19 protein-coding genes, 3 tRNA genes and 1 pseudogene are annotated in these 20,206 nt (G+C 38.8%); 16 read left to right on the top strand and 7 right to left on the bottom strand.

Annotated features, from left to right (window positions below):
• Nucleotides 1–94: 94 nt before the first annotated feature.
• The 3 genes from clpX to tig all read right to left on the bottom strand — a co-directional run bounded on the left by clpX (nucleotide 95) and on the right by tig (nucleotide 3,351).
• Nucleotides 95–1,336 carry an ATP-dependent protease ATP-binding subunit ClpX gene (clpX, locus tag KKW16_RS06610; RefSeq protein WP_048953307.1) on the bottom strand — a complete coding sequence of 414 codons (1,242 nt, stop codon included), beginning with the start codon at nucleotides 1,334–1,336 and terminating at the stop codon, nucleotides 95–97.
• An 8-nt stretch (nucleotides 1,337–1,344) separates the two neighbouring features.
• Nucleotides 1,345–1,956 carry an ATP-dependent Clp endopeptidase proteolytic subunit ClpP gene (gene clpP / locus KKW16_RS06605; protein ID WP_258182720.1) on the bottom strand — a complete coding sequence of 204 codons (612 nt, stop codon included), beginning with the start codon at nucleotides 1,954–1,956 and terminating at the stop codon, nucleotides 1,345–1,347.
• 96 nt (nucleotides 1,957–2,052) lie between these two features.
• Nucleotides 2,053–3,351 (bottom strand): trigger factor, encoded by a 1,299-nt coding sequence (gene tig, locus KKW16_RS06600; RefSeq protein WP_111407796.1) that lies wholly within the window; start codon nucleotides 3,349–3,351, stop codon nucleotides 2,053–2,055.
• Nucleotides 3,352–3,635: 284 nt separating this feature from the next.
• Here tig and KKW16_RS06595 point away from each other — a divergent pair, with 284 nt between their 5' ends.
• The 5 genes from KKW16_RS06595 to KKW16_RS06575 all read left to right on the top strand — a co-directional run bounded on the left by KKW16_RS06595 (nucleotide 3,636) and on the right by KKW16_RS06575 (nucleotide 7,384).
• A complete protein-coding gene (locus KKW16_RS06595; protein WP_111407854.1) occupies nucleotides 3,636–4,781 on the top strand; it encodes a porin in 1,146 nt (381 codons plus the stop codon).
• Nucleotides 4,782–4,904: 123 nt separating this feature from the next.
• A complete protein-coding gene (locus KKW16_RS06590) occupies nucleotides 4,905–5,441 on the top strand; it encodes a DNA topoisomerase family protein (protein ID WP_111407795.1) in 537 nt (178 codons plus the stop codon).
• Nucleotides 5,442–5,456: 15 nt separating this feature from the next.
• The gene (gene tsaC, locus KKW16_RS06585; protein WP_111407794.1) at nucleotides 5,457–6,008 is read left to right on the top strand and encodes an L-threonylcarbamoyladenylate synthase type 1 TsaC; all 552 of its coding nucleotides are present in this window, start codon (nucleotides 5,457–5,459) and stop codon (nucleotides 6,006–6,008) included.
• A 3-nt stretch (nucleotides 6,009–6,011) separates the two neighbouring features.
• A complete protein-coding gene (gene aroE / locus KKW16_RS06580; protein WP_111407793.1) occupies nucleotides 6,012–6,830 on the top strand; it encodes a shikimate dehydrogenase in 819 nt (272 codons plus the stop codon).
• Nucleotides 6,827–7,384 carry a DNA-3-methyladenine glycosylase I gene (locus tag KKW16_RS06575; protein WP_111407792.1) on the top strand — a complete coding sequence of 186 codons (558 nt, stop codon included), beginning with the start codon at nucleotides 6,827–6,829 and terminating at the stop codon, nucleotides 7,382–7,384. Before aroE ends, KKW16_RS06575 begins: the two co-directional genes overlap by 4 nt.
• On the opposite strand, the gene KKW16_RS06570 is transcribed toward KKW16_RS06575, so the two are convergent.
• The gene (locus KKW16_RS06570) at nucleotides 7,381–8,145 is read right to left on the bottom strand and encodes a glycosyltransferase family 2 protein (RefSeq protein ID WP_111407791.1); all 765 of its coding nucleotides are present in this window, start codon (nucleotides 8,143–8,145) and stop codon (nucleotides 7,381–7,383) included. The genes KKW16_RS06575 and KKW16_RS06570 overlap by 4 nt on opposite strands.
• 62 nt (nucleotides 8,146–8,207) lie before the next feature.
• Between KKW16_RS06570 and waaA the strand changes: the two genes are divergently transcribed.
• The 4 genes from waaA to rep are packed head-to-tail and all read left to right on the top strand — an operon-like array spanning nucleotide 8,208 to nucleotide 12,188.
• Complete coding sequence (gene waaA / locus KKW16_RS06565; RefSeq protein ID WP_111407790.1) at nucleotides 8,208–9,491, top strand: lipid IV(A) 3-deoxy-D-manno-octulosonic acid transferase; 1,284 nt, start codon at nucleotides 8,208–8,210, stop codon at nucleotides 9,489–9,491.
• On the top strand, nucleotides 9,488–9,958 hold the full coding sequence (coaD, locus tag KKW16_RS06560) for a pantetheine-phosphate adenylyltransferase (RefSeq protein WP_111407789.1): 471 nt from the start codon (nucleotides 9,488–9,490) through the stop codon (nucleotides 9,956–9,958). Before waaA ends, coaD begins: the two co-directional genes overlap by 4 nt.
• Nucleotides 9,955–10,167 carry a YceK/YidQ family lipoprotein gene (locus tag KKW16_RS06555; RefSeq protein ID WP_111407788.1) on the top strand — a complete coding sequence of 71 codons (213 nt, stop codon included), beginning with the start codon at nucleotides 9,955–9,957 and terminating at the stop codon, nucleotides 10,165–10,167. Before coaD ends, KKW16_RS06555 begins: the two co-directional genes overlap by 4 nt.
• 5 nt (nucleotides 10,168–10,172) lie before the next feature.
• Nucleotides 10,173–12,188, top strand: coding sequence for a DNA helicase Rep (rep, locus tag KKW16_RS06550; protein ID WP_215768084.1), 2,016 nt, complete (start codon nucleotides 10,173–10,175; stop codon nucleotides 12,186–12,188).
• Nucleotides 12,189–12,460: 272 nt separating this feature from the next.
• Here the strand turns inward: rep and KKW16_RS09100 are convergent.
• Together KKW16_RS09100 and KKW16_RS06535 are read right to left on the bottom strand one after the other, a co-directional pair.
• A pseudogene (locus KKW16_RS09100) lies at nucleotides 12,461–12,604 on the bottom strand (LysR family transcriptional regulator); the annotation flags it as partial.
• Between the two features lie 310 nt (nucleotides 12,605–12,914).
• Nucleotides 12,915–13,796 (bottom strand): pirin family protein, encoded by an 882-nt coding sequence (locus KKW16_RS06535; RefSeq protein WP_215768083.1) that lies wholly within the window; start codon nucleotides 13,794–13,796, stop codon nucleotides 12,915–12,917.
• A gap of 735 nt (nucleotides 13,797–14,531) precedes the next feature.
• Between KKW16_RS06535 and KKW16_RS06530 the strand changes: the two genes are divergently transcribed.
• The gene (locus KKW16_RS06530) at nucleotides 14,532–15,110 is read left to right on the top strand and encodes an NAD(P)H-dependent oxidoreductase (RefSeq protein ID WP_215768082.1); all 579 of its coding nucleotides are present in this window, start codon (nucleotides 14,532–14,534) and stop codon (nucleotides 15,108–15,110) included.
• A 63-nt stretch (nucleotides 15,111–15,173) separates the two neighbouring features.
• On the opposite strand, the gene rimO is transcribed toward KKW16_RS06530, so the two are convergent.
• On the bottom strand, nucleotides 15,174–16,511 hold the full coding sequence (gene rimO, locus KKW16_RS06525; RefSeq protein WP_048953347.1) for a 30S ribosomal protein S12 methylthiotransferase RimO: 1,338 nt from the start codon (nucleotides 16,509–16,511) through the stop codon (nucleotides 15,174–15,176).
• 152 nt (nucleotides 16,512–16,663) lie between these two features.
• Between rimO and KKW16_RS06520 the strand changes: the two genes are divergently transcribed.
• The 6 genes from KKW16_RS06520 (at nucleotide 16,664) to KKW16_RS06495 (ending at nucleotide 20,123) form a co-directional block, all read left to right on the top strand.
• A complete protein-coding gene (locus KKW16_RS06520; RefSeq protein WP_048953346.1) occupies nucleotides 16,664–17,380 on the top strand; it encodes an MgtC/SapB family protein in 717 nt (238 codons plus the stop codon).
• Nucleotides 17,381–17,545: 165 nt separating this feature from the next.
• Nucleotides 17,546–18,661: an aspartate-semialdehyde dehydrogenase gene (gene asd, locus KKW16_RS06515; RefSeq protein WP_215768081.1), complete on the top strand. Its 1,116-nt coding sequence runs from the start codon at nucleotides 17,546–17,548 to the stop codon at nucleotides 18,659–18,661.
• 78 nt (nucleotides 18,662–18,739) lie between these two features.
• On the top strand, nucleotides 18,740–19,684 hold the full coding sequence (locus KKW16_RS06510) for an alpha/beta fold hydrolase (protein WP_215768080.1): 945 nt from the start codon (nucleotides 18,740–18,742) through the stop codon (nucleotides 19,682–19,684).
• A gap of 115 nt (nucleotides 19,685–19,799) precedes the next feature.
• Nucleotides 19,800–19,894, top strand: a tRNA-Ser gene (locus KKW16_RS06505).
• 20 nt (nucleotides 19,895–19,914) lie between these two features.
• A tRNA-Arg gene (locus tag KKW16_RS06500) sits at nucleotides 19,915–19,991 on the top strand.
• A gap of 55 nt (nucleotides 19,992–20,046) precedes the next feature.
• A tRNA-Arg gene (locus KKW16_RS06495) sits at nucleotides 20,047–20,123 on the top strand.
• Nucleotides 20,124–20,206 lie beyond the last annotated feature (83 nt).

The raw sequence follows: 20,206 nt of genomic DNA, 5'->3' as shown, positions 1-20,206 counted from the left end.
AGAACGTGAGATTGTAGCATTTTCTTTTCTCCTTGCCTATTGAAAATCATCAAGCAAAATAGAAAATATAGGGAAAAACAACCGCACTTTTCTATTAAGAATGATATTCTAATTTTGGAGCAGTATTATCTACGATAGTGCTTTCATCCACGACTACTTTACGTAAATTTTCGATAGATGGTAAATCATACATCGTATCAAGCAATACCGCCTCGACAATAGAACGTAACCCACGCGCGCCTGTTTTTCTTTCAAGCGCTTTCTTCGCCATTGCTTTTAAAGCTTCTGGAGTGAATTCTAATTCCACATTTTCAAGTCCAAATAAAGCTTGATATTGTTTAGTTAAGGCATTTTTAGGCTGTGTAAGAATTTGCACAAGGGCCTCTTCATCTAATTCACTTAGTGGAGAAATCATTGGTAAACGCCCAATAAATTCCGGAATTAAACCAAACTTCATTAAATCATCAGGTTCTACTTGGCGAAATAATTCAGAAAGAGACTTTTCTTCTTCATCCTTTTCTACTTTCGCACTAAAACCGATACTCGTACTTGTTTGTGTACGTTTACTGATAATTTTATCCAATCCCGCAAATGCGCCGCCGCAGATAAAGAGAATTTTTGACGTATCCAATTTCACCATTTCTTGCTGCGGATGTTTACGTCCGCCTTGAGGTGGAATAGACGCTACAGTACCTTCAATGAGTTTTAACAATGCTTGTTGTACACCTTCGCCAGATACATCTCGAGTAATTGATGCGCCTTCCGATTTACGGCTAATTTTATCAATTTCATCAATATAGATAATGCCTTGCTCCGCTTTTTCAGTATTATACTCACAGTTTTGTAAAAGCTTTTGTAAGACATTTTCTACATCTTCACCCACGTAGCCAGCCTCAGTCAATGTTGTCGCGTCAGCCATCGCAAACGGCACATTTAAGCGACGAGCTAATGTTTGAGCAAGCAATGTTTTACCACTACCCGTTGGTCCAATAAGCAAGATATTACTTTTACCGAGCTCAACATCGTTATTTTCATGATTAGTTCGTAAGCGTTTATAATGATTGTAAACTGCGACAGAAAGCACTTTTTTCGCATAATCTTGGCCAATAACATAATCATCTAGATGAGCACGAATTTCGTGAGGAGTTGGTAATTTCTCCTCATTGTCTGCCGCACTTTCGTCTACACTTTCATCATTACTTTCTTCAAGCATTGAATGACAAAGTTCAATACACTCATTACAAATATAGCCGTCTGTACCAGCAATTAATTTATCTACTTCGCCTTTTTCTTTTCCGCAAAAAGAGCAATGTAAATCTTTATCTTTGTCTGACATGTGTTTCCTTAACGTTTAATTAAAACTTCATCAACTAAACCATACGCTTTTGCTTCTTCAGCTGACATAAAGTTATCGCGATCTGTATCTTTCTCAATTCGTTCGATACTTTGCCCAGTATGGAATGCTAGACGATCGTTTAAGGTGTGTTTAATTTTCAAAATTTCTTGTGCATGAATTTGAATATCCGATGCTTGACCACGGAAACCGCCCAACGGTTGGTGAATCATCACACGCGCATTTGGTAACGCAGCTCGTTTTCCTGCGGTTCCGCCAGCAAGCAAGAATGCGCCCATTGAGCATGCCTGACCGATACAAAGTGTACGAATATCTGGCTTAATAAATTGCATTGTGTCGTAAATAGCCATACCTGCAGTCACAGAACCACCGGGAGAGTTGATATAGATATTGATATCTTTAGTTGGATCTTCAGACTCTAAAAAAAGCAGCTGAGCCACAATGAGATTTGCCATACGATCTTCCACTTCACCACTTAGGAAGATTACACGCTCTTTTAATAAACGGGAATAAATGTCGTATGAACGCTCGCCACGCGAAGTCTGTTCAACAACCATAGGAATTACACTCATTTTCTTACCTTTTTCTCTAAAATTGCTAATTATTTTACTCTAAATAATCTACAAATAAAAATGCGGTCGCTTTTGTTAAAAAGAGCGACCGCACTTTTATTCAATCATAACGATATTAATTAATCATTATGCTTGTGGATTCATAATTTCATCAAACGAAGAAACTTTTTCAGTAACTTGAGCTTTAGCAAGTACTGCATCCACCGCTTGTTCTTCTAATACTACATTACGAATATTGTTCATTAACTCTTCGTTTTTACTATAGTATTCAACAACCTCAGCTGGTTGCTCGTAAGCTGATGCAATATCTGCAATCATTGCTTTAGCACGTTCTTCATCAGCTTTTAATTCATTAGATTTAATCACTTCAGAGAATAATAAACCTACTTGAACGCGACGAGTTGCCTCCGCTTCAAATAATTCACGTGGTAACTGTGCAGCTTGTTGTGCATTACCACCAAAACGTTGAGCAGCTTGATTGCGTAATACATTAATTTCTTCTTCTACTGCAGAAGCTGGAACTTCAATTGGATTTTGTTCAATTAAGCCATTGATTACTTGTTGTTTAACACGTGAAACTAATGCATTTTTCAATTCACGTTCCATATTCTTACGAATTTCTACACGTAAATCTGCAACAGATTTAGTATTCGGACCGAACTTAGCAACAAACTCATCTGTTAACTCAGGTAACACCATGTTTTCTACTTTTTTCAAGGTAATTGCAAATTTTGCCACCTTACCTTTTAAGTTTTCTGCATGGTATTCAGCAGGGAAAGTTACATTAATATCAAATTGCTCACCTGCTTTATGGCCTACGATACCCTCTTCAAAACCAGGAATCATACGACCTTGTCCCATAAATAATACGAAGTCAGATGCTTTACCGCCTTCAAACTCTTCGCCATCTACAGAACCAACAAAATCAATAGTTACGCGATCATCTGCTTTTGCTGCAGAGTCAGTTTCTGCCCAAGTCGCTTGTTGTTTACGTAACACATCAACCATTTTATCAATATCAGCTTCTGTGATTTCAACAGTTGGTTTTTCAACTTTAATATTCTCTAAACCTTGTAATTTAACTTCTGGATAAACTTCAAAAGTTGCTGTAAAAACTAGATCTTTACCTTCTTCAAAAGTTTCAATACCAAAAGTTGGACGACCTGCAATATTAATCTTTTCTGCAATCACAGCATCAAAAAAATGACGTGGTAATAAATCGTTTAATACATCTTGACGGATTGATGCACCGAAACGTTGTTCGATAATATGAGCAGGTACATGGCCTTTACGGAAACCATCTACACGAACATTTTTTGATGCACGTTTAAATTCTTCACGAACTGCTTTAGATACAGTTTCAGCTGGAACGGTGATCGCTACACGGCGTTCTAAACCTTGAGTTGTTTCAATATTTAATGACATTTGTTACCTCAATTAATTTGCACTCGGTAAAAATCCACACCGAACACGTTTGTTAAATAAAATAAGACGCCTGATTATAGCGAAAGAAATCTAAGCAGTCGATATGAGACTGATGAAAAGTTGTATTTTAATGGTTTTTTTATACATATTTTTTACGTAATAATTTGATATTGAATTTATAAATCTGCTTGATTATTTCTAATGTGGTGAGTAGACTTGGAAAAGTTCAATATATTTTAAATATATTTATTTTTTAACTCTTAACAAAACAAGGAAAGCAAATGATGAAAAAAACACTTCTCGCTTTAACAGTAGCTGCATTGGCTGCAAGTTCTGCACAAGCTTACAAATTCCAAATTCAAGAAACTGGTACAGATATTGATTTCAATGGCTCTTTACGTGTGAAATGGGAAAGTACCTCTCATACCACAGATACTTATGGTAGTACACCTAGTCAGAAAAAAGATCATATTAATCATGCTGTTTCTAATAATGGTTCACGTTTTGGTTTCAAAGTGAAACAAAAATTAACTGATGATTTCTATGCTTTAGGTCGTGTTGAGTGGCGTTTACGTGGAGAAGCTGATTCTCAACATGATTTTGATCATCTGTATACGCGTATCCTTTATGCAGGTTTTGGTTATAAGCATGCGGAGAAACAATTTAGTGAATTAACTTATGGTAATATGCCAACTATCACTGATGAAGTAAAACGTACAGATTTAGCTAATACTTATAGCTTATCTGATGGTTTATTAGATAGTGCAGCTCGTCGTGCAACTCAATATACTTATACTTCAGAATATGGAAATGGTGATAAAGTAAGAGCAGGTATTTACTACGGTGGAGCTAGCAAACGTGGTGATACTAATCTAGATTTAAAAAATCCTCGTAAAAATGTTTGGGGTGTAGGTTCTATTTACGAGCACAAAATTAATGATATTCAAAGTGTAAGTTTTGGTGCAGGCTTTACGCGTGAAATTTCTGCGAATACAAATGCTAATAATTCATTTGCAACAAATGCTTATTCTTTAGGTGCATCTTATACATTTGTAAATACAACTTATGGTATTGATCTTGAACGTCAAGTTACTAACCATAAAGGTGGTTATGATAACAAAAATACCAAGAATGAAATTCGTACAATCGTTCTTCAAAAATTCAATAATCCATGGACTTATAATAATGATTTAAATGTATATGCGATGTATGCATATAAAACAGATAAGGATCATACTGGTTCTCGTACAGAAAAAACTAAAAATCAATTTATGGTGGGAACCGAGTACTACGTATATAAACAAGGTTCTATTAAGGTTAAACCATTTGTTGAATGGCAAGCAACACGAACCAAAACTCAAGAAAATGGTGTAGAAACTAGCAAAGCGCACGATTATAAAACTGTTGTAGGTTTACGTGCTTATTGGTAATCTAGGACTGTAATTGAGTGTGAGCGGGATATTGTAAAATATCCCGCTTTTATTTTATTGAATATTGACGAGAAAACCTAAGCTTGTAGAATCAATCATATTGGTAAATAAAGTGATCAGTTTATGGTAGAAACACTTTTTCAACGCATAAAGCATGAAGAGCTTTGCCCTCAATGTGGTTCGCCTTTGCAAATTAAACAAGGCAAAAAAGGGCTGTTTTTAGGTTGCTCTGCTTATCCTGAATGTGATTATTTGCGTCCTTTGCAACGATCGGAGCATAAAGTATTAAAAACACTTGATGAAATTTGCCCGAAGTGCGGTAATTTATTGCAGTTGAAACAAGGTAGTTTTGGGATGTTTATTGGTTGTAGCCATTATCCTGAATGCGATTTTGTGGTGCGAGAAGAATCTGAGTCTGAGGAAAAAATTGCTTGTCCTGAATGTAAAACGGGGCATTTGATTTCTCGTCGAGGTCACCAAGGAAAAATTTTTTACGGCTGTGATAATTTTCCTAAATGTAAATTTTCTTTGCCTACCAAGCCTTATTCCGTGCCTTGTCCAACCTGTCATTTCCCACTTTCTTTGTTAAAAGGCGAAGATGGGGAAAAACAAATTTTCCAGTGTGCAAATAAAACTTGCCGTCATATTTTTGAGCAATAAAAGTAAAAGAGTGAAATGAATAGAGAACAAATCGCCGAGGCCCTTCGACAAAATCAAGTGGTCGCTTATCCCACTGAAGCTGTGTTTGGCTTGGGCTGTAATCCGCAAAGTGAAAGTGCGGTAAAAAAATTACTTGATTTGAAGCAACGTCCAGTGGAAAAAGGCTTGATTTTAGTGGCACCGAGCTTGGATTTTTTCCGTCTTTTTATCGATTTTGAGCTGATTAACGATGAGCAGCTTTCTCGCCTGCAAGGCAAATATGAACGTCCAACAACTTGGATTGTGCCAGCTAAATCGACCACCCCGCACTTTCTCACAGGCAAATTTGATAGCATTGCGGTACGTTTGTGCGATCATCCTGCTGTGAAAGCCTTATGTGAAATCACAGGGTTTGCATTAACTTCGACTAGCGCAAATCTGACAGGTGAGCCACCTTGTCGCACTGCCGATGAAGTGTGGTCACAATTCGGTGCTGATTTTCCTGTATTAGATGAAACTGTGGGCGGCGCACTCAATCCATCCGAAATTCGAGACTTGCGCACAAATCAACTTTTTAGACAGGGATAATTTATGGATCTTTATGCTGTGTGGGGGAATCCGATTGCGCAAAGTAAATCGCCATTAATTCAAAGTCAGTTAGCAGCGCAAACGCATCAAACCATGGAATACATTGCAAAATTAGGTGATCTTGATGTTTTTGAACAACAGCTTTTGGCATTTTTTGAGGATGGTGCGAAAGGTTGCAATATTACTTCGCCTTTTAAAGAACGAGCTTATCAGCTGGCAGACGAATATAGCCAACGAGCAAAATTGGCGGAAGCCTGTAATACGCTAAAAAAACTCGATGATGGAAAACTTTATGCGGATAACACTGATGGGATTGGCTTAGTGACGGATTTGGAGCGTTTAAATTGGCTTCGTCCAAATCAGCGCGTATTAATCTTGGGGGCGGGCGGAGCAACAAAAGGCGTATTATTGCCACTTTTACAAGCTCAACAAAACATTGTTCTTGCTAACCGCACTTTTTCGAAAGCCAAAGAATTAGCCGAAAGATTTCAGCCTTACGGCGATATTCAAGCCGCCTCAATGGATTCTATTCCACTACAAACTTATGATGTAGTGATTAATGCAACTTCAGCTGGATTAAGTGGTGGAACTGCTCCAGTTGATACTGAAATTTTAAAATTAGGCTCAGCTTTTTACGATATGCAATATGCCAAAGGCGCAGACACGCCATTTATTGCATTATGCAAAAGTTTGGGTTTAACCAACGTTAGCGATGGCTTGGGAATGTTGGTCGCGCAAGCAGCACATTCTTTCCATTTATGGCGAGGCGTAATGCCAGATTTTGTGGCGGTTTATGAGCAGCTTAAAAAGGAGATGTTATGATTACTCGATGCCCTTGGGTTGGCGAACAACCTATTTATGTTGATTATCATGACAAAGAATGGGGAAAGCCTGAATTCGACAGTCAAAAGCTATTTGAAAAAATTTGTTTGGAAGGGCAACAAGCGGGACTTTCGTGGATTACGGTTTTGAAAAAACGTGAATCTTACCGTGTAGCCTTTCATCAATTTGATCCGAAAAAAATCGCAAAAATGACTGCACTTGATATTGATGCTTGTATGCAAAATACAGGATTAATTCGCCATCGAGCCAAATTAGAGGCTATTGTCAAAAATGCTAAAGCTTATTTAGAGATGGAAAAGTGCGGTGAAAATTTCAGTGATTTTATTTGGTCATTTGTAAATCATAAACCGATTGTGAATGATGTGCCTGATTTGCGATCTGTGCCAGCTAAAACAGAAGCATCTAAAGCTCTTTCTAAAGCCTTAAAAAAACGTGGTTTCGTCTTTGTTGGCGAAACCACGTGCTATGCGTTTATGCAATCTATGGGATTGGTGAACGATCATTTAAATGATTGTCCTTGCAAAACTCGCTAGTGTTTATGCTGATCACGCTCCCATAAATCGGCGTATTTTACAAAGGTTGAATGCGCCGATAACACCGCTAATAAAAATCCTTGTTTGCCATCTAAAAAACCCGCTTTTAACAAATACATCTTCACAAAACAACCGAGCGCATGCGTGATTCCTTGCCAAAGTGTCGCTTTTTTTTCTTTTGCTTGGCGTTGGTCTGCCCAGGCTTTTGCATAACCTGCGGATTTTACTAAATAATGATGGATGCTTTTATAAGTAAAATGCTCTAAATCACCTGTCAATTTTTCTACTTTTGTCCCAGCTGGAAATTCCACTTTTTCATGTACAAGTGAGTCGTTATATTGCGCATAATTTGTGCGATAGAGACGAACCACATAATCGGGATACCAGCCTGAATGGCGAATTTCACGCCCAAAGACTTCACTAACTCGTGGAATTTCGTAAACGGTATTTTCTCGATCATTTTTAACCGCACTTAAGATAGCCTGTTGTAGTTTGGGGGTAACGCGTTCGTCTGCATCTAACCAGAGTACATAATCACTGGTTACATATTGTTGGGCTAATTGGCGTTGTTTACCAAAGCCTGGCCAGTCGTTATTTTCATAGAATTTCGCCCCATAACTGAGCGCAATTTCTTTAGTGTTATCTGTGCTGCCTGAATCTAGAATGATAATCTCATCCACCCAATCTTTTACGGTGTCTAAGCAATTGGCGAGGTCTTGTGCTTCATTTTTTACAATCATCGCAACGCTAATTGTAGGCATATTTTCAGTCCTTTTTTTGCTATACTAGCCGAAATTTTTTCAAGTATAACCGAATTTCATTTATGTGGCGTTTTTTTTATACGAGCTTGATGTATCTGATTCAACCGTTAGTGCTGCTCTTTATGTGGCTACGCGGATTTAAGGCACCGAATTACCGAAAAAGGCTTGGTGAGCGTTATGGTTTTTATGTCTCACTGACACCGCCCAAGGCTGGTGGTATCGTTATTCATGCGGCATCAGTGGGTGAGGTTATTGCTGCTACGCCACTCGTGCAAAAACTCCAACAAAATTACCCGCACTTACCTATTACTTTCACTACGGTCACCCCTACGGGTTCAGATCGTGTCAAAGCGGCTTTTGGCGATAGCGTTTTCCATTGTTATTTGCCTTACGATATACCTTGTGCCATTAATCGTTTTATTGACTTTGTTCAACCAAAACTTTGTATTGTGATTGAAACCGAACTTTGGCCAAATTTAATTCAACAATTTTATCGCCGTGACATCCCTTTTGTGGTGGCAAATGCACGCTTGTCTGCTCGTTCCGCGCGCCGTTATGGAAAAATTAAACCGCGTTTGCAAAATATGTTTTCACAAATTGATTTAATTGCACCTCAAGACAAAATTAGTAGCAATCGTTATTTGGATTTAGGTTATCGCAAAGATAAATTGAAGGTGACGGGTAATATTAAATATGATCTTTCCATTACAGATGAGTTACGTGAAAAAATAGATGCTTTACGAACACTTTGGGTAAAAAATCGTCCGATTTGGATTGCGGCGAGTACCCATGAAGGCGAAGAGCAAATTATATTACAAGCACATCGCCAATTATTGGAAAAATACCCAAATTTATTGTTATTGCTCGTTCCGCGCCATCCAGAGCGTTTTAATGTCGTGGCTGATTTACTCAAAAAGGAAAAATTCCAATTTATTCGCCGTTCGACAAATGAGTTACCAAATGAAAACACCCAAGTGATTTTAGGCGATAGCATGGGTGAATTGATGTTGATGTATGGCGTTTCTGATATTGCTTTTGTGGGGGGAAGCCTTGTGAAACATGGTGGACACAATCCGCTGGAACCTCTAGCATTCAAAATGCCGGTGATTACCGGCAAGCATACTTTCAATTTCCCCGAGATATTTCGAATGTTGGTGGAAGTACAAGGTGTGTTGGAAGTTAATTCAACCGCAGATGCTTTGGAACGTGCGGTTGAAGCCTTATTAAATTCAAAAGAGGCAAGCGAACGTTTAGGCAATGCTGGCTATGAAGTGCTGATGGAAAACCGTGGCGCATTACAGCGTTTGTTAGATTTATTAAAACCTTATTTGGAGCGCAATGTATGACGAGTGTGATTTATCCCGGTACATTTGATCCGATTACGAACGGTCATTTAGACATTATTGAAAGAAGTGCGGTGATTTTTCCTCGTGTTTTAGTGGCGGTGGCGAATAGCCCAAGTAAAAAGCCATTATTTTCTTTGGATGAACGCGTAGAACTTGTGCGTCAATCTGTGGCGCATTTATCCAATGTTGAGGTGTTTGGCTTTTCTGATTTGTTGGCCAATGTGATTAAGCAGCACAATATTTCTGCCATTATTCGCGGCGTACGCACGACAACAGATTTTGAATATGAACTTCAATTGGCTGCCCTTAATCGTTTACTCACAAAAGGCGTAGATAGTTTGTTTTTCCCTCCAGCAGAAAAATGGGCGTTTGTTTCTTCCACCATTGTGCGTGAAATTTATTTACATGGCGGTGATGTCGCTGAGCTAGTTCCTGTGCCTGTGTTCAATGCGTTAAAATCACGATGATAAAAATCTTTATCTTTTTAACCGTACTTATCGCTTTATCTGGTTGTGGTTCTGTGGTCAAACTTATCGATCCAACAGAAAAATATACCGCCTATGCAGGGGCTGCTTATGATCTTGAAATGGCCCAACAATGGGGATTGCCAATCTTAGATTTGCCCCTCTCATTTTTATTAGACACCGTATTACTGCCCTATGCGTGGGCTCAATAATTCTTATGAAACTCAATCCTCAACAACAACAAGCCGTTGAATATGTGACAGGCCCTTGTCTTGTGCTTGCTGGCGCAGGCTCTGGCAAAACTCGTGTCATTATTAATAAAATTGCTCATTTAATTGAAAAGTGCGGTTATTCTCCGAAACAAATTGCGGCTGTTACTTTTACTAACAAAGCGGCACGAGAGATGAAAGAGCGTGTGGCGCATTCCATTGGCAAAGAGCAATCTAAGGGCTTGCTTGTTTCCACTTTTCATACGCTCGGTTTTGACATTATTAAGCGTGAATATAAAGCGTTGGGCTTTAAATCAAATATGACTTTGTTTGATGAACATGATCAATTTGCGTTGTTAAAAGAGCTAACCGCTGATGTGTTAAAAGAAGATAAGGATTTATTGCGTGAGTTAATTTCCGTGATTTCTAATTGGAAGAACGATTTGATTTCGCCAAAACAGGCGTTTGCGTTGGCGCGTGATGCAAAATATCAAACTTTCGCAAAATGTTATGAGCGTTACGCCACACAAATTCGAGCTTACAATGCCCTTGATTTTGATGATTTGATTATGCTTCCAACATTATTGTTCAAGCAAAATGAAGAAGTGCGGTCAAAATGGCAGGCAAAAATTCGTTATTTGTTGGTGGATGAATATCAAGACACCAACACCAGCCAGTATGAGCTGATTAAACTTTTAGTGGGTGATCGTGCTTGTTTCACTGTGGTGGGCGATGATGACCAATCTATTTATTCGTGGCGTGGCGCACGACCAGAAAATATTGTGCGTTTACGCGATGATTTCCCTCGTTTGAACGTGATTAAGCTAGAGCAAAATTACCGCTCAACCCAGCGTATTTTGCATTGTGCCAATATCTTGATTGATAACAATGAGCACGTGTTTGATAAGAAACTTTTTTCAACTATTGGAGAAGGGGAGAAATTGCTTGTTATCGAAGCAAAAAATGAAGAACACGAAGCAGAGCGGATTGTCGCCGAGCTGATCGCCCATCGTTTTAGCCGTAAAACCAAATATAAAGATTATGCGATTTTGTATCGAGGCAATCATCAATCCCGATTACTCGAAAAAGTACTAATGCAAAACCGCATTCCTTACAAAATTTCGGGCGGTACTTCTTTTTTCTCTCGTGCAGAAATCAAAGATATGATGGCGTATTTGCGATTGGTGGTAAATCAAGATGATGACGCCGCATTCCTGCGTATTGTGAATACACCGAAACGTGAAATTGGCACTGCAACGTTACAAAAACTTGGTGAGTTGGCTCAAGAAAAGCACATCAGTTTGTTTGACGCTATTTTTGAGTTTGAGCTTATTCAACGCATCACACCAAAAGCCTATGATTCATTGCAAAAATTTGGCCGTTGGATTGTAGAACTTAATGATGAAATTCAACGTTCTGAACCTGAACGGGCGGTACGTTCTATGTTATCCGCAATTCATTATGAAGAATATTTGTACGAATACGCGACAAGCCCTAAAGCCGCAGAAATGCAAAGTAAGAATGTCGCTACGCTATTTGACTGGGTTGCGGATATGTTAAAAGGCGATAAAACCAATGAACCGATGAACCTTAATCAAGTGGTAACCCGCCTAACATTACGCGATATGTTGGAGAGAGGCGAAGACGATGATGAGAGCGATCAAGTTCAACTGATGACATTACACGCCTCTAAGGGATTGGAATTTCCTTATGTTTATTTGATTGGTATGGAAGAAGGCATTTTGCCCCACCAAACCAGTATTGATGAAGACAACGTGGAAGAAGAACGTCGCTTGGCTTATGTGGGGATCACAAGAGCGCAAAAAGAACTCACTTTTTCCTTATGCCGTGAGCGCCGTCAATATGGTGAATTAGTTCGCTCAGAACCCAGCAGATTTTTAGCTGAATTACCCAATGACGATGTGTTATGGGAACGTGATAAACCAAAACTCACCACCGAGCAAAAACAAGAAAAAACACAAAACCAACTTGATCGATTAAGGGCGATTTTGAAAGGAGGCTAGAAAATCTGGTTTGGAATGAAAAGACAAGAGGGGAAAAGTGCGGTCAGGTTTTAAAGTATTTTTGCAAATTGACTTTAAAATTTGAGGCTTATGAATTTTAATTATCCCCTTAGCTCTTCTACTAAAAAGTCTAAAAACACACGTAGGCGAAGATTGGCGACTTTATCGCTGTAATAAATAGCGTTGAAAGGGAGTGTTTTATCGGTGATGTGATTAGAAAGTAGGGAAATACCAGATGCAACACCATCGGCATGGAAGAATTTACGCGTAGTACGTCTCGTGGTACGGTTGATTAGGTTTACGCTTAATTTTTCTTCTAGCCTTTTCACCACACAGCTTACAGCAGAATTTGCCATCGCTAGCTGCTTAGCTGCACGGCTGAAACTGCCATTATCCTTTCGATTTTGTGACCGCACTTTTTTATCATTAGAAGAAAATGGAGAACTTAAATAGGTGATCACTTTATAACCAAATATTACTATATTTCCTGTAATCTTTATTCGTTAGCTTGCCTCGGGATTTTGCTAACTCCGAAATTACAATAGATTGTAATGGCATAAGCGAGGACGCTTGCGCTATCGGGAGTGGTTATGCATCTGCATAATCTGCAGCAGTACCACAAGCTTAGCCACCAATAGACGCGTTTGATGACAATATTCCGTTCTAAATGAAAGTTATAAAACATCATTTATAAATGTCAAAGCCACTCTTTCGAGTGGCTTTATTTTAGGTTAAGTTTCCAAATTTACCTGATTGCACATCGTGGATAGCTTGAAGGATTTCTTCTCGACTATTCATAACAAATGGGCCATATCCTACAACAGGCTCATTGAGAGGTTCCCCTGTGAGAATCAATAATTTTGCAGTATTATTGGATTCAATCGAGACATCTGCAGCACCATGCTCAAAGGTAACCAATTCACCGCGTCGAGCAATCGCCTTGCCACTCACTTGGATCGTGCCATCTAATACAAGGATAATCACATTATGACTTGCTGGTACGCTGAACATATAGGCAGCATTCGCATTCATTGTGGTATCCCACATATTAATTGAGCTAAATGTATCCGCAGGGCCTTTCACATTGAGCAATTCACCAGCGATAACTCTGACTGAACCTGCATTATTCGGTAATGCCACGACCGGAATATTTTCAGATTTAATCGCTTGATATTTAGGCGTTGTCATTTTATCTTTTGCCGGCAAATTGACCCATAGCTGTACCATCTCGAACAAACCGCCTTCTTTAGCAAATTTTTCAGAGTGCATTTCCTCATGCATCACGCCAGAACCGGCAGTCATCCACTGAACATCACCCGTACCAATCGTACCACCACCGCCATGTGAATCCCGATGTGACACTTCACCTTGATAAGCAATAGTCACCGTTTCAAAACCTCGGTGCGGATGTTCACCGACACCACGTAAATCAAATTCAGAATCATCGCGACGACCACCTTGGAAAAATTTTGGTTCGTTGTAATCCATTAAAAGAAATGGATCAAGATTTTTATCTTTATCGTGATAACTAAACATCGAGGCGACATGAAAGCCATTTCCTACCCAATGTTTTGCTGGGGCAGTAAAAACATTTGCAACTTTCTTCATATAAAACTCCTTTGTTAATATGTAGAACCTATCGTTCTGTCAATGCGAGTATTATATGGTTCAGAAATAAGAAATAAATAATGCTTTAATTAAATAATATTTTCCTAAAAGGAAATAATTATGAAGGCATGAGAGATAGGATAAAATTCATAAATTTTTAGATTTTATAAAGCCGTTTCTAAAAAGAGCACTGCCTGACATCTGATCTTCAAACGGCATTTATTTTCTAAGACTTAAAATCTCAATACTTGCACATTAGGTTTATCTAGCGCAACTCAAACAGCGCTTGATGTAATGAGCTTGTCTTAAGCTTTCCTGCAATACTGCTTGTAAAGCTACGACTAGTACAAAGCCATAGGCTGCGGGTTTTACTATTCTGAATGCTTTGTGCCATATGGTTAGCGGACAATCTTTGAGTTTCAGAAGGAATATAGTGGAATGAAACGTTAGCTCATTTAAACAATCTCAAATACGTTAAACCTCCTCTTAAAATTCAAGGCTTCATCAAAACATTGATTTGGCACGAACTGACACATAAAGATCCTGCCTATCATTGGATCAGGGAGCTGATTGAAAAGGCTTGTTTGGTGAAAAATAATGAATGCTAATGATAGCTGCCAGAAATTTTCCTTTATGGTCTGTAAATAGAGTGTAAGCGAATGCACTTTTAAAAGATGCAGTAAAAAGGCATAATTGCAGCCCCATTTTTTGAATTATTTATTTAGGAGCAAAAAGATGAATATTTTATTACTAGACGGTGGGAAAGATTTTGGTCATTCACATGGTGAGTTAAATCATACTCTTCACAAAAAAGCGAAAGAAGTTTTGACCGCACTTGGACATAATGTAAAAGAAACCGTGATTGATGCTGGCTATAATGTTGAAGAGGAAGTTGAAAAATTCTTATGGATGGATGCCGTGATTTGGCAGATGCCAGGTTGGTGGATGCACGAACCTTGGATAGTGAAAAAATACATAGACGAAGTATTAACCAGCGGACACGGCAAGCTTTACCACAGTGATGGCCGTCATCGTGTAAATCCAACCGAAGGCTATGGCACAGGTGGTTTATTGCAAGGCAAAAAACACATGCTTTCGCTTACTTGGAATGCGCCGATTGAAGCGTTCACTCGTGAAAGCGACTTCTTCGAAGGCAAAGGTGTGGATGCTTTATACATGCACTTCCACAAACTCAACGAGTTCATCGGTTTGACCCGTCTGCCTACATTTTTATGTAACGATGTGATCAAAAATCCACAAATAGAACAATACTTAGCAGACTACCAAGCACACTTAGAAAAAGTGTTTGGTTGATAGAAAAATCCATCTTCAATGCGAAGATGGATTTTTTGTTTATTTCGTTGAGATTGTTGTTATTTAACAACTTCCCCATAAATCATATTCATCAGAATTTGTGATAGTTACTTTAATCACGTCACCGACTTTTACATTCATTCCGCTTAAATTATCTACATAAACTAACCCGTCAACTTCAGGGGCATCTGCTTTGGAGCGGCCAATAATGCCGTCTTCGTCAATTTCATCCACTAATACATCAAGAGTTTTACCGATTTTTTGTTTTAAACGGTTTGCAGAAATTTCCTGTTGTAATTGCATAAAACGATGGAAACGTTCTTCTTTCACATCTTCTGGTACTTGGTCAGCCATCTCTGTTGCAGGTGCGCCTTCAACGGGGCTGAATTTGAAACAGCCTACGCGATCAAGTTGAGCTTCTTTTAAGAAATCGAGCAATAATTGGAAATCTTCTTCTGTTTCACCAGGGAAACCGACAATAAAGGTGGAGCGCAATGTTAAATCTGGGCAAATTTCACGCCATTGTTTAATGCGTTCTAAAGTGCGGTCAATACTGCCCGGTCTTTTCATTGCTTTTAAGATTTTCGGGCTGGCGTGTTGTAATGGAATGTCTAAATACGGCAAGAGCGTGCCGTCAGCCATTAATGGAATTAAATCATCCACATGCGGATAGGGATACACATAATGTAAGCGAACCCAAATGCGAAGTTTGCCAAGCTGTTTACAAAGCGTCATTAAATCATTTTTAATTGGCATGCCATTCCAGAAAGCCGTTTTTACTCCGCCCTCTTGGCGTTTTAAATCCATGGAATAAGCGGAAGTATCTTGCGATACCACAAGTAATTCTTTTACGCCTGCTTCGGCCAAACGTTTTGCTTCGTCTAAAACTTGCGTAATAGAACGGCTTTCTAAATCACCACGCATAGATGGAATAATACAGAACGTACAACGGTGATCACAGCCTTCAGAGATTTTCAAATAGGCATAATGTTTTGGTGTGAGTTTTACGCCTTGTTTTGGTACTAAGCTGGTGTAAGGGCTATGTGTTGGTTTTGGCACGTATTTGTGAACTTGCGCCATCACTGTTTCATAACTATGTGGGCCGCTGACTTCCAAAACTTTAGGATGCACTTCACGAATTTGGTCTTCTTTTGCCCCCAAACAGCCAGTTACAATGACGCGTCCATTTTCTTCCAATGCTTCGCCAATGGCTTCGAGTGATTCCTGCACGGCACTATCAATAAAGCCACAAGTGTTCACAATCACTAAATCAACATTTTCATAGCTTGGCACAATATTGTAACCATCGGTGCGTAGTTCCGTTAAGATTCGTTCAGAATCTACTAAGTTTTTTGGGCAACCAAGGCTTACAAAGCCAATGCTTGGGGTTGAATTTTGCATAAAAATAACCGTTCTTTCGCTCTATAAAATTTCAAACGCAAGATTTTACTCAATTTTCGCAAGAAAGGCGATAAATTAAAGGCTTGGAAGGGTAAAGATTTTAAGCTAAGTGATGTAGAATAGACGATTATGTCGTACTCATTTTTATCATTATGGAAAATTCATCTTTACTTTTAACCGCACTTTTCGATCCTTATCACTTAATTATTTTTAGCAAAATGCTATTGGCGATGGTGCTTGGCAGTGTTATTGGCTTAGAGCGTGAGCTTAAGCGCAAACCTGTGGGTGTAAAAACTTGCGCCATTATTGCCGTCACCACTTGTGTGCTAACCATTGTTTCGATTCAAGCCGCAGAGCATTATGCGCAAGTTTCAGAAAATATTCGTACGGATCCGATGCGTCTTGCGGCTCAAGTGATTAGCGGCATCGGTTTTTTAGGTGCAGGAGTGATTTTGCATAAGAAAAATGATGCGATTTCAGGTTTAACCACTGCGGCGATTATTTGGGCTTCTGCGGGGATCGGTATTGCCGCTGGTGCGGGCTTCGTGTTTGATGCGGTCATTGCGACGGTGATGATTTTGGTGTCTATTCGATTAAGTCCGTTGGTACAACGTTGGGTTCATCGTAAATCACAACGTCGTCGGACAAAATTCAATATTCTTGTCAATAGTGCAGAAAGTATTGGAAAAGTCACCCAATTGTTAGTAAACAATCAGTATCGTATTGAACATATACAGGTGAAAGATCAAAGTAGTGGTGAAGTGCGGCTACAAATTCGCTGTTTTTCCATTGATTCCACAATGTTGAAAGATGCGTATGCATTGTTGAAAGCGGAAGAAGGTGTGATAAGTGTCGAAGTAGATAACTAGAAAAAGAGCGGTCAAATTAAATTTTCTTTTAAATTGACTGCTCTTTTTTATTTCTTATTTAATTTCTTTCGCAAAATGTAAATTTCCATGAAAAATACTTGATTTTGCTAACGCTATCTTGTAATTAATAATTCTATTTAAACACAACGAACTAAGGAAACAATAATGAAAAATGTAGGCTTTATCGGCTGGCGCGGAATGGTGGGTTCCGTATTAATGGATCGTATGTTGCAGGAAAATGATTTTGCGAATCTTAATCCCGTATTTTTTACAACTTCACAAGCAGGTCAAAAAGCCCCTGTATTTGGTGGCAAGGATGCAGGCGAACTTAAAAATGCATTCGATATTGAAGAACTGAAAAAATTAGACATTATCGTGACTTGCCAAGGAGGCGATTACACCAATGAAGTCTATCCAAAATTAAAAGCAACAGGTTGGGACGGTTATTGGGTTGATGCCGCTTCTGCACTACGCATGAAAGATGACGCAATTATCGTGCTTGATCCGGTAAATCAACATGTGATTTCTGAAGGGTTGAAAAAAGGTATTAAAACTTTCGTGGGCGGGAACTGTACCGTAAGCTTAATGCTTATGGCTATCGGCGGTCTATTTGAAAAAGATTTGGTGGAATGGATTTCTGTGGCAACTTACCAAGCGGCTTCAGGTGCTGGCGCAAAAAATATGCGTGAATTACTTTCACAAATGGGTTTATTAGAACAAGCAGTTTCAAGTGAATTAAAAGATCCTGCTTCATCTATTTTAGATATTGAACGTAAAGTGACGGCAGAAATGCGTTCTGATAGTTTCCCAACCGATAACTTCGGTGCAGCATTAGGTGGCAGCTTAATCCCTTGGATTGACAAACTTCTTCCTGAAACAGGACAAACTAAAGAAGAATGGAAAGGATATGCAGAAACCAACAAAATTTTAGGTTTAAGCGACAATCCAATTCCTGTGGATGGTTTATGTGTGCGTATCGGTGCATTACGTTGCCATAGCCAAGCATTCACCATCAAACTGAAAAAAGATTTACCATTAGAAGAAATTGAACAAATTTTAGCGTCTCATAACGAATGGGTGAAAGTGATTCCAAACGACAAAGAAACCACATTGCGTGAATTAACGCCAGCTAAAGTAACTGGTACATTAAGCGTACCGGTTGGTCGTTTACGTAAATTGGCTATGGGTCCTGAATATTTGGCAGCCTTTACTGTGGGTGACCAATTATTATGGGGCGCGGCAGAGCCAGTTCGCCGTATCTTAAAACAATTGGTGGCATAATTGGCAGAGTGCGTGAGGTAAAATCTCACGCACTTTTTCTTTCTTTTGTATGCGTTGATGTATCCCATCTAAAAACTTATGAATCGAGAATCCTACTTTACTCAATTTGTCTTTACCGAACTGTTACCTTTTTTTAATCAATTTCCAACGCAATATTTCACTGGCAAAAATAATGTTCAAATCGCTTATCATCATTTAATCCACGCAAAAAGTGCGGATAGAAAATTGATGATTTTAGTGAATGGTCGTGCTGAAAATATGTTGAAATGGTCAGAGCCCGCTTATGATTTTTATCATCAAGGCTATGATGTGTTGCTATTTGATCACCGAGGTCAAGGCTATTCAACCCATTTGCTGAAGGATTCTGAAAAAGGGCATTTAGATGAATTTCGTTTCTATGTTGATGATATGGCGAAAATTATCGAAAAAGTGACTGCACTTTTCAGTTATTCCACGCAGTATTTGCTTGCTCATTCTATGGGCGCATTGATTGCAACATATTATTTGGCAAATTGTGATCATCGCATTAATAAAGCAGTGCTTTCTTCGCCTTTTTACGGTATTCCTTTAAAACACCCTATTAGAGATGAACTGATTATTGCCCTGATGAATATGTTAGGGCAAGGCAAGCGTTATGTTTTTGGTAAAGGGCCTTATCAACAAGCCCATTTGGAATACAATGAACTAAGTTTCTGTAAAACCAGAATGAAATGGATGAATCGTGTAAATCGTAAAAATCCAGCAATTCATCTTGGTGGACCAACGTTCCGTTGGGTACATTTGTGTTTAAATGCAATTAAACGTTTGCCGCAAGTTATTCCTAAGATTGAAATTCCAATTCTAATTTTACAAGCCGAAAAAGAAAAAATAGTAGATAACAAAAATCTTGAAAAATTAACCGCACTTTTTCCGAATGCTCAATGTAAAGTTGTATTGAACGCTAAACATGAGGTGTTATTTGAGCAAGAGGAATTGAGACGGGAAACAATATCTAAGATTTTAGTATTTTTGAATAATGAGTAGATTTTTATTCAATAATATATTTAATGTGTAGATAAAATATTCAAACAGGTATGTTTTTCAAAAAATGGTTTGACATATTTTCTAAAAAACGTATTATACCGCTCACACCGATTGTGGTGAGATGGCCGAGCAGGCTGAAGGCGCTCCCCTGCTAAGGGAGTATGGGGTTAAAAAGCTCCATCGAGGGTTCGAATCCCTCTCTCACCGCCATTGTTTATTTTATTTATTCTGCACCCGTAGCTCAGCTGGATAGAGTACTCGGCTACGAACCGAGCGGTCAGAGGTTCGAATCCTCTCGGGTGCGCCATTTTAAAGCGACTCTATCTTATAAAGTGGTTATGAATAATTAAAGCATCATCTACGCACCCGTAGCTCAGCTGGATAGAGTACTCGGCTACGAACCGAGCGGTCAAAGGTTCGAATCCTTTCGGGTGCGCCATTTCATTTTATTCAAGTCTATTGATTTCCACTTGCTTTCTAATAATCACAGTATTTGTTATATTGTAATTATCAATTATTCGT

Origin of the sequence: Haemophilus sp. SZY H8 (genome assembly GCF_018829755.1) — a bacterium.
GTDB classification, from domain to species: Bacteria; Pseudomonadota; Gammaproteobacteria; order Enterobacterales; family Pasteurellaceae; genus Haemophilus; species Haemophilus haemolyticus_K.
Note: the sequence above shows the minus strand (reverse complement) of the source record. Positions and strands in the feature narration are given on the sequence as shown.